This is a genomic window from Sphingomonas sp. 22R3R2A-7, assembly GCF_036856055.1.
Classification (GTDB): Bacteria; Pseudomonadota; Alphaproteobacteria; order Sphingomonadales; family Sphingomonadaceae; genus Sphingomonas.
The window spans coordinates 492,443-506,912 of record NZ_JASPFR010000001.1; the positions used below are offsets into that span (position 1 = coordinate 492,443).

General features: G+C 66.1%; 12 protein-coding genes and 2 pseudogenes. 7 read left to right on the plus strand and 7 right to left on the minus strand.

The genetic code is table 11. The features are described from left to right. Window position 1 precedes the first annotated feature (1 nt). Genes purM through QP165_RS02275 form a run of 3 tightly spaced genes read left to right on the plus strand, consistent with a single transcriptional unit; the run spans window position 2 to window position 2,299 of the window. On the plus strand, window positions 2–1,129 hold the full coding sequence (gene purM / locus QP165_RS02265) for a phosphoribosylformylglycinamidine cyclo-ligase (RefSeq protein ID WP_333993540.1): 1,128 nt from the start codon (window positions 2–4) through the stop codon (window positions 1,127–1,129). Next, window positions 1,122–1,694 (plus strand): phosphoribosylglycinamide formyltransferase, encoded by a 573-nt coding sequence (gene purN / locus QP165_RS02270; RefSeq protein WP_333993542.1) that lies wholly within the window; start codon window positions 1,122–1,124, stop codon window positions 1,692–1,694. The genes purM and purN overlap by 8 nt, the downstream gene beginning before the upstream one ends. Then, a complete protein-coding gene (locus QP165_RS02275; protein WP_333993544.1) occupies window positions 1,691–2,299 on the plus strand; it encodes a hypothetical protein in 609 nt (202 codons plus the stop codon). The genes purN and QP165_RS02275 overlap by 4 nt, the downstream gene beginning before the upstream one ends. Before the next feature lie 41 nt (window positions 2,300–2,340). Here QP165_RS02275 and QP165_RS02280 read toward each other — a convergent pair whose 3' ends face one another. The 4 genes from QP165_RS02280 to QP165_RS02295 form a co-directional block, all read right to left on the minus strand. Further along, the gene (locus tag QP165_RS02280) at window positions 2,341–2,814 is read right to left on the minus strand and encodes a GNAT family N-acetyltransferase (RefSeq protein ID WP_333993545.1); all 474 of its coding nucleotides are present in this window, start codon (window positions 2,812–2,814) and stop codon (window positions 2,341–2,343) included. A gap of 44 nt (window positions 2,815–2,858) precedes the next feature. Continuing rightward, complete coding sequence (gene ndk, locus QP165_RS02285; protein ID WP_056023302.1) at window positions 2,859–3,281, minus strand: nucleoside-diphosphate kinase; 423 nt, start codon at window positions 3,279–3,281, stop codon at window positions 2,859–2,861. Between the two features lie 104 nt (window positions 3,282–3,385). Then, a complete protein-coding gene (locus QP165_RS02290; protein ID WP_333993548.1) occupies window positions 3,386–3,823 on the minus strand; it encodes a DNA polymerase III subunit chi in 438 nt (145 codons plus the stop codon). Window positions 3,824–3,896: 73 nt separating this feature from the next. Then, window positions 3,897–5,375, minus strand: a complete 1,479-nt coding sequence (locus tag QP165_RS02295; RefSeq protein ID WP_056023308.1) for a leucyl aminopeptidase — start codon at window positions 5,373–5,375, stop codon at window positions 3,897–3,899. Window positions 5,376–5,530: 155 nt separating this feature from the next. Here QP165_RS02295 and QP165_RS02300 point away from each other — a divergent pair. The 4 genes and pseudogenes from QP165_RS02300 to rsmA all read left to right on the plus strand — a co-directional run bounded on the left by QP165_RS02300 (window position 5,531) and on the right by rsmA (window position 11,122). Further along, window positions 5,531–7,794: pseudogene (locus QP165_RS02300) on the plus strand (LPS-assembly protein LptD). Window positions 7,795–7,948: 154 nt separating this feature from the next. Then, window positions 7,949–9,262 carry a peptidylprolyl isomerase gene (locus QP165_RS02305; RefSeq protein ID WP_443019254.1) on the plus strand — a complete coding sequence of 438 codons (1,314 nt, stop codon included), beginning with the start codon at window positions 7,949–7,951 and terminating at the stop codon, window positions 9,260–9,262. 13 nt (window positions 9,263–9,275) lie between these two features. Beyond that, window positions 9,276–10,277 (plus strand): 4-hydroxythreonine-4-phosphate dehydrogenase PdxA, encoded by a 1,002-nt coding sequence (gene pdxA / locus QP165_RS02310; RefSeq protein WP_333993553.1) that lies wholly within the window; start codon window positions 9,276–9,278, stop codon window positions 10,275–10,277. Next, the gene (gene rsmA / locus QP165_RS02315; RefSeq protein WP_333993555.1) at window positions 10,274–11,122 is read left to right on the plus strand and encodes a 16S rRNA (adenine(1518)-N(6)/adenine(1519)-N(6))-dimethyltransferase RsmA; all 849 of its coding nucleotides are present in this window, start codon (window positions 10,274–10,276) and stop codon (window positions 11,120–11,122) included. Before pdxA ends, rsmA begins: the two co-directional genes overlap by 4 nt. A 4-nt stretch (window positions 11,123–11,126) precedes the next feature. On the opposite strand, the gene QP165_RS02320 is transcribed toward rsmA, so the two are convergent. The 3 genes and pseudogenes from QP165_RS02320 to guaB form a co-directional block, all read right to left on the minus strand. Next, window positions 11,127–11,627: a tetratricopeptide repeat protein gene (locus QP165_RS02320; RefSeq protein ID WP_156350535.1), complete on the minus strand. Its 501-nt coding sequence runs from the start codon at window positions 11,625–11,627 to the stop codon at window positions 11,127–11,129. A gap of 49 nt (window positions 11,628–11,676) precedes the next feature. Further along, window positions 11,677–12,650 (minus strand): annotated as a pseudogene (locus tag QP165_RS02325) (RsmB/NOP family class I SAM-dependent RNA methyltransferase). A 327-nt stretch (window positions 12,651–12,977) separates the two neighbouring features. Continuing rightward, entirely contained in the window at window positions 12,978–14,435 is a 1,458-nt protein-coding gene (gene guaB / locus QP165_RS02330) for an IMP dehydrogenase (RefSeq protein WP_056023327.1), read from the minus strand. Between the last annotated feature and the right edge of the window lie 35 nt (window positions 14,436–14,470).

Genomic DNA, 14,470 nt, shown 5'->3' on the forward strand with positions numbered 1-14,470 from the left:
CATGACCGACACGCCAGAGCCAACCGCCGCCCCGAACCAGCCCCAGACCGGTTCGTACACCTATGCCCAAGCCGGTGTTTCGATCGCTGCGGGCAATGCCCTGGTGCGGGCGATCGCTCCCCTGGCCCGCGCGACGCGGCGGCCCGGCGCCGACGCCGACCTTGGCGGGTTCGGCGGTATGTTCGATCTGAAGGCGGCAGGGTTCACCGATCCCTTGCTGGTGGCTGCGAACGACGGCGTGGGTACCAAGCTCAAGCTTGCGATTGACTGGAACCGGCATGAAGGCGTCGGGATCGATCTTGTCGCGATGTGCGTCAACGACCTCATCGTCCAGGGCGCCGAACCGCTGTTCTTCCTGGATTACTACGCCAGCGGCGCGCTCGATGCGGCCGTGGCGGAACGCGTCGTCGCCTCGATCGCCGAGGGCTGCAAGATGGCGGGCTGTGCGCTGATCGGTGGCGAGACGGCGGAGATGCCGGGCATGTACGCCGATGGCGATTACGATCTCGCCGGCTTCTGCGTCGGCGCAGTCGAGCGCAGCAATGTCCTCACCGGCCGCGAGATCGCGCCGGGCGACGTCATGCTCGGCCTGGCTTCGTCCGGGGTCCATTCGAACGGGTTCTCGCTCGTTCGCCGCCTTGCAGCCGATCGCGGCTGGAAGCTCGATCGGCCTGCGCTGTTCGATCAGGACCGGCTGCTGATCGATCACCTGATGGCGCCGACCCGCATCTATGTGGCAAGCCTGCTGCCGTTGCTGCGGGACCGTCGCATCAAGGGCCTCGCGCACATTACGGGCGGTGGGCTTCTCGAGAATATCCCGCGTGTCCTGCCGGGCGGCGTTCACGCGGTGGTCGATGCCGACGCCTGGGAACAGTCACGGTTGATGGCGTTCCTCCAGGCGCAGGGCGCGATCGAACCCGAGGAGATGGCGCGGACCTTCAACTGCGGGATCGGCATGGTCGTCATCGTGAGCAGCGACGAGGCCGAGGCCGTTACCGCCGCGCTCACCGCGTCGGACGAAACGGTCCACACGATCGGGCGGATCGAGTCGGGAACGCACGGCTGTACCGTCCGGGGATCGGCGGGTACGTGGAGCGCGCGCGCCGACTGGACGGCGACGCATGGCTGACAGGACGCGCGTTGGCGTCCTGATCTCGGGGCGCGGCTCGAACATGATGGCGCTGGCGACCGCCGCGCTCGAGCCGGATTGTCCCTACGAGGTCGTGATGGTGGCATCGGACAAGCCCGACGCGGCGGGGCTCGACTGGGCGCGGTCACACGATTTGCCGACGTTTGCGCTGTCTCCCCGCGGGCTGGGCAAGCCGGCCTATGAAGCGGCGATCGACTCGGCCCTGCGCGACGCTGGCGTCGAGGTGGTCGCGCTCGCAGGATATATGCGGCTGCTGTCCGACACGTTCGTCGCCGCATGGCGGGACCGGATCGTCAACATCCATCCCTCGCTCCTGCCGAAGTACAAGGGTCTCGATACGCACGCACGGGCGATCGCGGCCAAGGACACGGTTGGCGGGTGCTCCGTTCATCTGGTCACAGAGGAACTCGACGGGGGCGCGGTGTTGGGCCAGGCCGAGGTCCCTATCCGTCCCGGTGACGACGCCGATAGCCTCGCGAACCGGGTACTGGCGGCCGAGCTTGCGCTGTATCCAAAGACGCTGGCCGCGTTCGTGACACGATGAGCGGCCCCACGCCCACCGAACGCGCCGAAGCGTCAGCGGTCCGGCGGCGCTGGATCACATTGGCCGAGCTGCTTGCGATCGCCGGCGTTCTGATCGCAGCGTTGACGCTCTGGAGCAACTGGTCGGATCGTTCGGCGGAGAAGGCCGAAAGGGCGAACGCCATCGCGAGCGAACGACAGGCCGCGCGGCGGTTCGAAATCCGTGCGGTAGCAGCGGAAAATGGCGACTCGCTGCTGTTGTTGCGCGACGACAAACACGAGATCCAGAATGCGACCGTCGCCTTTCCATCCGCGCTTCAGGTCGCGCGCAAGGAGGCACTCACCGACCAGATCCAGCGCAGCTGGTTCGAAAAGCCCTTGCTCAAGGCGACCGACGGTGGCGCGGACGAGCAAGCGGGGCGCTTGCCGGTGTTGATCACGGTCTCGTACACCGATGGTGATGCCGTACGCACCGCGCGTGGCATCCATGACATCATCTGGCAGACGAAGGCCGGCGGGTTCCTGGCGGGCCGTTCACTCAAGCTGCAAGGCTTGCGTTCGCGGCAACGGGGCGGCGACCAGACGAAGCTGGATGCGATCTGGGCGCGGGAAAAACCGAAAACATAGTGGTCAGATTGGCCAGCGATGGCAGGATGCAATCGCGCCGTTCAGAGCCGGAGCGCGTATACGGGGTCTTCGTAGAGCGTATCGCCTACCGCAAAGGACCGTGACCCGACGACCTCGAAGCCGGCACGCTCGTAAAAGCGCCTGGCGCGCACGTTCTTCGCCCACACACCCAGCAACATCCGCGTGTGGCCACGTGCCCTCGCGTCGTCGCACGCCTGTCGCAAAAGGCCTTGTCCGACCCCGCCGCCGTGAAACTGTTTGAGCGTGTATATCCGGCGCAGCTCGATATCCGCTGCGTCCGTGTCGATCGGAAAGTCCGGGCTGGTGAGCACCGTGTAGCCGATCGGGGCGTGGCCTGGTTCATACTCGGCCAGGGTCACAACCGTCTGCGGATCCGATAGCCAGGTTTCGAAAACGGCGTGGCTGTTGTTGCGCGCGCAGTGACCGATGATGTCGGCCCCGTTCAGCACGCTTGCATAGGCGTCGAGAAATGCGGCGGATGCGACGAGCGACAAGGCGGGTGAATCACCCAGTGTCGCGCGTCGCAGCCGCCAGGTCATCAGCCGACGATTTCTTCTGGCTTGAAGAAATAGGCGATCTCGATCTCGGCGTTCTCGTCCGAGTCCGAACCGTGAACCGAGTTTGCCTCGATTGATTCGGCGAGCTCCTTGCGGATCGTGCCGGCATCGGCGTTCGCAGGATTGGTCGCACCCATGATGTCGCGGTTCCGCTGCATCGCGTTCTCACCCTCGAGAACCTGAACCACGACCGGGCCGGAAATCATGAAGTCGACGAGCTCACCAAAGAACGGGCGCTCCTTGTGCACGGCGTAGAAGCCTTCGGCCTGCTCGCGCGTCATCTGGATGCGCTTCGAAGCGACGACGCGGAGGCCGGCTTCCTCAAGCATCTTCGTGACGGCGCCCGTCAGATTGCGGCGGGTTGCATCGGGCTTGATGATCGAAAAGGTACGGTTCGCGGCCATGCTGGTCACGGGCTCCTGTGTTGACGGAAATGGGATGCGCGGCGCTTAGTCGCAGAGCGGCCCTAAAGCAACGTCTATGCCGCGCGCATCCCCGGCCGATCCGATCAGGCGGCCTGCTCCCAACGCCCCGAATCATTCTGTTTCCAATAGCGTCGTTCGACGCCATCGCGGCCCGCAAGCGCTTTCCACGCCAGCCGTGCCTCACGGATCGCGTCTTCGTCGAAGATGTGAAACGCGCGGTCGAAGTCGAGTGCGGTATCACGCCATTTGCCATCGACGATCGCGACGTTGCCGGCGGCGTTTGCGGCGGTCACGTCGGGCGCGATCAATATGGGCTGTGCCGCGTCGTTACCGCCGCCCTGTTGCGCATGCGGCAGGAAGCTCTCGGGCGCGTAGGACCACAGCAGCCGGTCGAGCGCGAGGCGCTGCGCCTCCGACTCCGCGACGACGACCAGCCTTCCCCCGGTAGCGACGACGCGCTCCGCGATCCGGGGAAGGACGCGGTCGAGGGGGATGCTGAGGTGGTAAAAGTCGACCTGCACGTTGCTTCCCCCTGCCCGACCCTTCCGTCATCCCGACCTGTTCAGGATGACGATGGGCACATGCGCTTTAGCCTCAGCCCTCGAAATTGTCCGCGACGAACCGGTCGAGCAGCCGCACGCCATAGCCCGTCGCGCCCTTGTCGTGGTTCGTCCCCGGCTTGTCGGACCAGACCATGCCGGCGATGTCGAGATGCGCCCACTTGACGCCCTCGTCGACGAAACGCTGGATGAACTGTGCCGCGGTGATCGACCCTGCGCCGCGGGGACCGACATTCTTCATGTCAGCGATCGGCGAATCGATCAGCTTGTCATAGGCCGGCGACAGCGGAAAACGCCACAATGTCTCGCCGGTCGCCTTGCCCGCCGCGAGGAGCTTGTCCGCGAGCGCATCGTCATTGGCGAAGATGCCGCCATTCTCCGTCCCGAGCGCGACGATCATCGCACCCGTCAGCGTCGCGAGGTCGACGATCATCGTCGGCTTGAACGTCTTCTGTACCCACGTGACGCAATCGCACAGCACGAGCCGGCCTTCGGCATCGGTGTTGAGCACTTCGATCGTCTGACCCGACATCGAGGTTATGACGTCGCTGGGCCGCAAGGCCGCGCCGTCGGGCATGTTCTCGACCAGCCCCATGACGCCGACGACGTTCACCTTGGCCTTGCGCGCGGCGAGCGCCTTCATCGCGCCGGCGACCGCACCGGCACCGCCCATATCCCACTTCATGTCTTCCATGCCCGCGCCGGGCTTGATCGAGATGCCGCCCGAGTCGAACGTCACGCCCTTGCCGACGAATGCCAGCGTCGGCGCATCCGCGCCGGCACCATTCCACTTCAGCGCGAGGATACGGGCTTCCCGACGCGAGCCCTGGCTCACGCCCAGCAAGGCCCCCATGCCAAGATCCGCCATCTGCGCTTCGTCGAGCACGGTGATCTCGACGCCCAGACCTTCGACCTCCTTCGTGACCTTCGCGACGAAGCTCTCCGGGTACAGGATGTTCGGGGGCGAGGTGACGAGCCAGCGGGTCAGATCGAGCCCGTCGGTGACGGCGTCGTGGCGCGCCCATGCGGCTTCGCCTCCGTCACCAGACCCGACGATCGTCAGCGTCGTCAGCGTCGGCTTCGCCGTCTCGGCAAGCTTGGTACGATAGGTATCATAGCGCCACGCGCGCTGTTCGGCAGCCGCGGCAAACCGCGCGACGAGATCGGCCGATGGCGCCGATGGCAGAGCCTGCATCATCACGGTGACCGCCGTCGCGCCCGACGTCAGCAGGCGCGCGACGACGGCGCCGCCGGCCTTCTCCCAGTCGTTCTCGCTTCCCGCACCCGTCCCGACCAGCAAGACCTGCCGAACGACATCGTCGACAGGGACGAAGAGTTCGACGATCGAACCCGCGTCGCCCGAGAAGCGCGCCGCGGTGGTGGCCTGGTCCGCGACAGCCTGCGCATGCTCGCTGATCGCACCCCAGACGATATGGGGCACGCCGTCCTTGCCGACGGGAAGTGCGAGAATGGCGGCATCAGCGGCAGCGGCGGGAGCGAAATGGATCTGCATCAGGGGACCTCGAACCACGGGATAAATAGGCGATGACAGCCTCCTAGGCTCATGACGCGGGTCTGGCAAAGCACGACGATTGCAGCAAAGGCCCGGTGGTGCGATAGGCGGCCTTCGACGGGCACGAACGGTGGCCCGAATGCCAAAAGGGGCTGATGTTCATCGTGCTGCGTATCGACCTTTTGGCGGGTTGCGCCCTGACGCTCGCATTGCTGGCGGCGTCGCCCACCCATGCGCAGGATCTGCAGGACCGCCCGGTCACGCCCCCTCCGCCCGAAGCACCGGCGGCGGGCGCGCCGACGGCGCCGGACGCGGACCAGGTCCAGTTCAGCTCGGAGACGCTCGAATATGACACGAACACCGATGTCGTGACCGCCAAGGGCGCGGTTCGCATGTTTCGCGAGGAAGCCGCCTGCGCGCGGACACGGTCGTCTGGAACCGCAAGACGGGCAAAGTGCTCGCGACCGGCGATATCGCGGTGACCAACCCGCAGGGCGACATCGCCTATGGCGACCAGATCGAGCTCACCGATCTGCTCAAGGACGGCGTCGTCGACAATATGCTCGTGGTGCTCGAGCAGGGCGGCCGGATGGCGGCAGCGCAGGGCACGCGCGAAGCGGACGGAACGCTCAACCTTCGCAGCGCCGCCTATACGCCGTGCTCAGTCACCAATTCGGAAGGATGCCCGAAGGACCCGACGTGGAAGATCACGGCGGTACGCGTGACCTATCGTCCGCAGCGAGAGCGTATCTATTTCGACGGCGGACGACTCCACCTCTTCGGGCTTCCCTCGCTCCCGCTGCCCAAATTCTCCACGCCCGTGGGCGGCGGCAGCGACAGCGGTCTTTTATCGCCGACCGCGAGCTACAGCCGGGTCAACGGGCTCGAGCTCGGCGTTCCCTATTATTTCAAGCTGGGGCCAAACAAGGGCCTCGTGATCACGCCTCGCGTCTATTCGAGCGTCCTGCCGATGGTGCAGGCCGATTATTCGCAGCTGGGGACGAAGGGGGCGTTCAGGGTCAACGCCTATGCCACGGCCAGCCGGCGCAGCGACGATTTGCTGAACAGCAACCCCGCCGACACGGAGATGGCTTTTCGCGGCTATCTCGACGGCATCGCGCGGTACCAGTTCTCGCCGCAATGGAGTGCCAGCGCGTCGCTGCGTGTGACGACCGATCGCACGTTCCTGCGACGCTACGACATTTCCCGCGATGATCGGCTCCGTTCGACCGCCAGCATTCAGCGGGTCGACGATTCGAGCTACCTGTCGCTGACCGCCTGGGCAGCGCAGACGCTGCGGGTCAACGATCCGCAAGGCCAGCAACCGATCGCGCTGCCGGAAATCGACTATCGCAAGCGGTTCGACGACGGCGTGCTCGGAGGCCGGTTCCAGCTGCAGCTCAACACGCTCGCGCTGACGCGAACGGATGGGCAGGACACGCAGCGCGCGTTCGCCAGCCTCCAGTGGGACCTCCGTCGTCTGACGCGGTGGGGGCAGGAAGTCACCTTCACCGCCTTCGCACGCGGCGATGCCTACAATACCGACGATACGCTGCTGACGTCGGTCGCGAGCTATCGCGGGAACGAAGGCTTTACCGGCCGCGCGATCGGCGCGGTCGCCGTCGACGTGAAATGGCCGTTCATCGGGTCCTTCCTGGGCGGCACGCAGCGTCTCACGCCGCGCGTACAGGTCGTCGCCGCGCCGAAGCTGGCCAATCTCTCGGTCCCCAATGAAGACAGTCGCGCGCTCGATCTGGACACATCCAACCTGTTTTCGCTCAACCGGTTCGCCGGATATGACCGGTTCGAGGATTCGACCCGTGTCACCTATGGCGCCGACTGGGCGATCGACCTGCCGGGGATCGCGATCGAGACGAACATCGGCCAGAGCTATCGCCTCGACACGCGACCGACCATCCTCCCCGACGGCACGGGCCTCAGCGACCGGTTCTCGGATGTTGTCGGTCGCACGGAGGTCCGCTTCCGCGACTTCGTCTCGGTGACTCACAGGTTCCGCCTCGACAAGGACGGCTTCGCGGTCCGCCGTAACGAGATCGACGCCACGCTCGGCTCGCGCGCAACCTACATTCTCGTCGGGTATCTCCGGCTCAACCGGGACATCACGCCGGCCATCGAGGATCTCCAGGATCGCGAAGAGGCGCGCGTCGCAGGGCGTGTCCAGTTCGCCAAATTCTGGTCGGCGTTCGGTTCGGCTGTCGTCGATCTCACGAACCGCGCGGAGGACCCCTTGTCGCAGTCGAGCGGCTTCGATCCGATCCGCCACCGGCTGGGTGTCCAATATGAGGACGATTGCCTGCGGCTCGGTGCAACGTGGCGACGCTATTACAACAACACCGGGGATGCGCGCAGGGGCAACAGTTTCCTGCTGACGCTGGCCTTCACTAATCTGGGCCGCTAAGCCCCTATTCAGCTACTGCACGGCAAGACGCGCGTTGCGTGCGACGATTACGCGATGATGGGATACCGATATCTTGAAGCATGATGTTCGACTGGCAACGCGTGGAAGCCGGGTAATCGGGGCAGTGGTCTTGGCGGCCCTCGCGGCTGGCGCCGTGGCGCAAACCGCGCCACCGGCGGCCAATTCGGGCCGCACCGTGTCCGATCAGAGCATACCGGACAATACCGGGCTCGACATTCCGGCTAACCTCCAGATCTTCGGCAAGGTCGATCCAAACGTTCGAAAGCCGACGGCGATCGTCAACGATTCGGTCATCACCGGCACCGACGTCGACCAGCGCGTCGCGCTGATCGCGATGGCAAATGAAGGTGCGAAGCTGTCGCCGGAAGACCGCGACCGGCTGAAGCTCCAGGTCCTGCGCCAGTTGATCGACGAGACGCTGCAGCTTCAGGAAGCGAAGACGGCCGACATCACGATCTCGCCCGCCGAACTTACCCAGAGCTATGACGCGGTCTCGAAGCGGTTCAATCGCACCCCCGTGGCGATGACCGCCTATCTGCGCGAAACGGGGTCGTCGGATCGTTCGCTCAAGCGGCAGATCGAGGGTGAGTTGGCCTGGCAGCGCTATCTGCGCAAGCGCGTGGAGCCGTTCGTCAATGTCGGCGACGAGGAGGTCAAGGGCATCATCGATCGCCTCGAGGCAGCCAAGGGCACCGACGAGTTCAACCTCAAGGAGATCTACCTTGCGGGCAATGCGACCAACGGCCAGCAGGTCTACGCCAACGCCCGTCAGCTGATCCAGGATATCCAGAAGGGCGGCAAGCCGTTCGATTATTATGCGACGCAGTTCTCGGAAGCGTCGACGCGTGCGGTCGGCGGTGACCTTGGATGGGTGCGCGCCGCAACGCTGCCGCCGCAGCTCGCCGAGGCGGCACAGTCGATGCAGGTCGGTCAGGTCGCCGGGCCGATCGAGGTTTCGGGTGGCTATTCGATCCTCTATCTGACCGACAAGCGGCAGGTGCTGACGGCGGATCCGCGCGACGCACGGCTCAGCCTCAAGCAGCTCACGCTGCGCTTCCCGGCGAACACGACGCAGGCCCAGGCCGCGGTGCGCGCCGAGGCGTTCGCGCAGGCTACGAGGAATCTGCGGGGCTGCGGGACCGTCGAGAAGGTCGCTGCCGGGATCGGCGCCGACGTGGTCGACAACGACACCGTGCGTATCCGTGATCTCCCGCCGCAGCTGCAGGAAGTCATGCTGAAGCTTCAGGTCGGCGAGTCGAGCCCGCCATTCGGCTCCGCCGAACAGGGTGTCCGCGCACTCGTGCTGTGTGGCCGCGACGATCCGCAATCGGGCGCGCTGCCAAGCTCGGCCCAGATCCAGGGTCAGCTCGAGCAGCAGCGCGTCAACCTACGCGCGCAGCAGAAGCTGCGCGATCTCCGTCGCGACGCGGTGGTCGAATATCGCTGATCGAACGATGAACATGCGCAACCCCTTGGCGGTATCGATGGGCGACCCGGCCGGAATCGGACCCGAAATCATCGCCAAGGCGTGGGCAAAGCGTGAGGCCCATGATCTGCCGCCGTTCGTGGCGATCGGCGACGCGCGGGCGATCGAGCGGGTGTGGAACGGTCCGCTCGTCCGCGTTACCAGCCTCGACGAAGGCAGCGCTGCCTTCGCGACGGGCGTTCCCGTGCTCAGCGTCGAGGACGCGGGCGATGTCGTGCCGGGCGCGCCGGACACCGATGGGGCCCGATGCGCGCTCCATTCGCTCGAACTCGCGGTAGGACTCGTCCGGACCGGGGCAGCCCGCGCGCTCGTGACCGGGCCCGTGTCGAAGGCGCGTCTCTATGCGATCGGTTTCAGCCATCCGGGTCAGACCGAATTTGTCGCCGAACGGTTTGGCATTGCCGGTGAGAATGCCGTGATGATGCTCGCCGGTCCGTCGCTTCGGGTCGTACCCATCACCACGCACGTCCCCCTCAACGCGGTCTCGTCCATGTTGACCATCGATCTCATCCTCGCGCGCGCGCGTGCAACCGCGCGGGGGCTGACGCGCAATTTCGGCATCGAAGCCCCTCGGCTTGCGTTTGCAGGGTTCAATCCGCACGCCGGCGAACAGGGCGCGCTGGGTCGCGAGGAGATCGACGTCATCGAACCGGCCATCGCGATCCTCCAGGCCGAGGGCATCGATGCGACGGGTCCGTTTGCGGCAGATACGTTGTTCCATCCGCGTGCCCGTGCGACCTATGACGCGGCGCTCTGCTGTTATCATGACCAGGCGCTGGTGCCGCTCAAGACGATCCATTTCGATGAGGGTGTGAACATCACGCTTGGCCTCCCGATCGTCCGGACCTCGCCCGACCACGGCACCGCTTTTTCCATCGCGGGCAAGGATATGGCGGAGCCCGGTGCGATGATCGCTGCGATTGCGATGGCCGGCCAGGCGGCGGACCGTCGTGCACGGTCCGCGCTCGCGCAATGATTCAACCGACAATGCCGTTGCCGCCGCTCCGCGAAGTCATCGCGCGGCACGGCCTGAACGCAAGCAAGGCGCTTGGTCAGAACTTCCTGTTCGACGGACAACTGCTCGCGCGGATCGCGGCGGTTCCGGGGGATCTCCACGACAAGGACGTGCTCGAGATCGGACCGGGTCCGGGCGGCCTTACGCGTGCGCTGCTTACCGCAGGGGCGCGGGTTACCGCAATCGAACGCGACCATCGCTGCATCCCGGCGCTCGGCGAACTCGGCGATGCGTTCCCGGGACGCCTGCGCGTGATCGAAGGCGACGCGCTGGCGATCGACGCCCCGTCGCTCTTCGAAGGCGCTCCGCATATCGTCTCGAACCTGCCGTACAATATCGGCACGGCGTTGCTCGTCGGGTGGCTATCGACGGATTGGATGCCGTGGTGGCAATCGCTGACGCTGATGTTCCAGAAGGAAGTCGCCGAGCGTATCGTCGCAACGACCGACAGCGATCATTACGGCAGGCTCGCCGTACTCGCGCAGTGGCGAAGCACCGCGCGTATTGCGATGCCGGTCCATCGCTCCGCCTTCACGCCGCCGCCGAAGGTCATGTCGGCGGTCGTTCACATCACCCCAACGGCAGCGCCGGAGGATGTCGACTTCAGCCTGCTGGAGCGGCTTACCGGCGCGGCGTTCGGGCAGCGGCGCAAGATGCTCCGGCAAAGCCTGAAGTTGGTACCGGGCGCGCTCGATGCGCTTGAACGGATCGGTATCGAAGGAACGCGCCGCGCCGAGACACTCGCGGTGGTCGACTTCGTCGCGCTGGCCCGTCAGGCAGGATCAGCGGTCAGCGTCTCCCGCTGATCGATCAGTCCTTGGCCGGCGCCGGCTTGGGAGCGACCTGCGCCGTCGTGATCGGCGGCCCCTTGGCGATCGTCGCCGCGAGCTGGCTCGCCTCGGGGCATGCGCCCTTGCAGATCGTCCGGATCTTGGCGAGGTTGTCGCGCGCACGAACGACTGCGCCCTTCATGACCAAGGCCGTGCCCTGTCCGTTGAGCGCGACGACGTCGTTCGGCTCGAGCAGCAACGCCTCGCGGTAGAGACGGATCGCCTTTCCGGGCAAGTCGCGTGCCTCTGCGACCTTCGCCAGCTCGATGAACGCCGCGCGATTGCGCGGATCGACCGCGACCGCTGTTTCCAGCATGTCGGTCGCACCGTCCAGATTGCCGGCCGCCTTCAGGCTGCGGCCCTGAGCCAGCAGCTGCATCGACCGGGGGTCGATCTGATTGTCCGGGCGCTGGCCGCTGAGCGAGGTCGACACCGACACCACCGTTAGCGCGGCAGCAAAGGCAACGGTCGAAAAACGCATCAGGGTCTCCAGGCGGCGCACAGCGACATTGGCTAGCATTGCTAGGCGGCTAGCATGCGCGGATAAGCCGCGCGACAAAAAAGCCATCGGTCCCGTCTCGGCCTGGCTCGAGGCGGATACCGTGACCATGCTCCGCACCGGCGGGCAAGGTGAAGCGATCGACCTGCCAGCCGGGATGCGCGTTCAGGAACCAGCTGACCTGATCCGTTCCCTCCGCGTCCAGCAACGAGCAGACGATGTAGACCAGCGCACCGCCCGGCTTGACCAGCGAGGATGCCGCCGAGAGAACCTGCTGCTGCGTCGATTGCAACCGCGACAGGCGGTCGGGGTGAGCCGCCACCGGGCCTCCGGGTTGCGCCGCCACGTCCCGGTCCCCGAGCAGGGGGCATCGACAAGCACGCCATCGGCCTGCCCGCTCCATTCGACCAGCGCGTCCCGCTCGCGACCGGGATTGAGCAGCATCGTGTCGATGATCGTCGCGCCCGCGCGGGTTGCTCGCGGGGCGAGCCTCGCCAACCGGTTGCGGTCGGTATCGCACGCCAGGATAGCACCCTGATCGGCCATCGCCGCCGCCAGCGCGAGCGTCTTGCCGCCTGCCCCGGCGCAGAAGTCGACGATCCGCTGGCCGGGTTTTGCCTGCATCGCGAGACCGACGATCTGGCTGCCCTCGTCCTGAACCTCGAGAGCGCCTCCGTTGAAAAGCGGGAGCAACTCGACATTGGTACCCAGCGGAAGCCGGATGCCATCCGGCGCCTTCTCGGTCGCCTCCGCCTCGGGCAACGCCGCCAGAACGGCTGCGCGATCGGTTACGAGCCGGTTCACGCGAAGATCGAGCGTCGCGCGACCGGCCAGGTCGGTCAGCGCGGCGCCATCAAGCCCTGACGCGCGCAACGCCTTGGTCAGCCATTGCGGAGCGACACCCGCTCGCGCCCGCGGCTCATCCTTTGCGATCGACGCCGGCGCATGCGTCGAGCCATCGAAGCTTTCCGCAACGGCGGGATCGGCATCGGCGACGAGCAGCATGGCGGACCGCCCGTCCTCGGGGCGATCACCTGCCTTGCGGATGGCGGAATAGACGAGCTCGCGAACGGCCCGACGATCCTTCGACCCGGCATAGCGCCTGGTCGCGAAATACCGCGCGATCAGCGTGTCGGCGGCAGCGCCGCCTTCGCGCGCAGCGACGATGATCTGATCGAGCAGTTCGATCGCAGCCTGCGTTCGCGCCGGGGGGTCATGCTGCTGCGCCCCCAACAAGGAGGGATATCTGCGGCGAACGGTACAACAAGCTCATCATCATGCCCCCCTAGCCCCTCCCGGCGCCGGGAGGGGAATATTTTCGGGGGGCAGCGCTCAGCGGGTCGGGTAGTTTGGCGCCTCACGCGTGATCGTCACGTCATGGACATGGCTCTCCATCAGGCCCGCGCCGGTGATCTGGACGAATTCGGCGCGCGACTGAAGGTCGGGGATCGTTGCCGAGCCTGTGTAGCCCATTGCCGCCTTGATGCCGCCGACGAGCTGATGAATGACGTCCTTTGCCGGCCCCTTATAGGCGACCTGGCCCTCGATCCCCTCGGGAACGAGCTTCAGCTGATCCTTGATATCGCCCTGGAAATAGCGGTCCGCCGAGCCGCGGCCCATCGCGCCGACCGAGCCCATCCCGCGATAGGACTTATAGGCGCGCCCCTGATACAGGAACGTTTCGCCCGGTGCCTCGTCGGTCCCGGCCAGCAGCGAGCCGATCATGACGGTCGACGCGCCCGCGGCGAGCGCCTTGGCCATATCGCCCGAGGTCCGGATCCCGCCATCGGCAATGACGGGGACGCCTGCCTTGTGACCCGCTTCGGCACAATCCATGACCGCGGTCAGCTGCGGTACGCCGACGCCTGCGACGACACGCGTCGTACAGATCGAACCGGGCCCGATCCCGACCTTGATCCCATCGGCACCGGCGTCGATGAGCGCGCGCGTTGCCGCAGCGGTCGCGACATTGCCAGCGACGACCTGGACGGAATTGGAGAGCTTCTTGACGCGCTCGACCGCGCGGCCAACGTCACGGTTATGCCCATGCGCGGTATCGATCACGATCAGATCGCAACCGGCATCGACCAGCTGCTCGGTCCGGTCGTACCCCTTGTCGCCGACCGTCGTGGCGGCCGCGACGCGCAGCCGGCCTGCCTCGTCCTTCGTGGCGTCGGGGAACATGACCGCCTTCTCGATATCCTTGACGGTGATCAGCCCGACACAGCGATACTGCGCATCGACGACGAGCAGCTTCTCGATCCGGCGCTGGTGCAGCAGGCGGCGGGCTTCTTCCTTGCCGACCTCGGTCGAAACCGTGGCGAGGTTCTCATGCGTCATCAACTCGCTGACGGGCTGCTGTGGGTTGCCGGCAAAGCGCACGTCGCGGTTGGTAAGGATGCCGACGAGCTTGCCGTCCGCCTCGACGACGGGGATACCGCTGATGCGGTGCCCTGCCATCAATGCCTGGGCCTCGCCCAGCGTTGCGGTCGGCTTGATCGTGATCGGATTGACGACCATCCCCGACTCGAACCGCTTGACCTGCCGCACTGCCGCCACCTGCTGCTCGACGGTGAGGTTGCGGTGGAGCACGCCAATGCCGCCAAGCTGCGCCATGACGATCGCCATGTCCGCCTCGGTGACGGTGTCCATCGCCGAGGACAGGATCGGGATGTTCAGCGCGATCCCGCGCGTCAGCTGGGTACGCGTGTCCGCCTGGCTAGGCAGGACGTCCGACTCGCCCGGATACAGGAGGACGTCGTCGAAAGTGAGGCCGAGGCGGATATCCATGTAAGCTGCCGATCCTGGGTGTGAGGTGGCGCGCC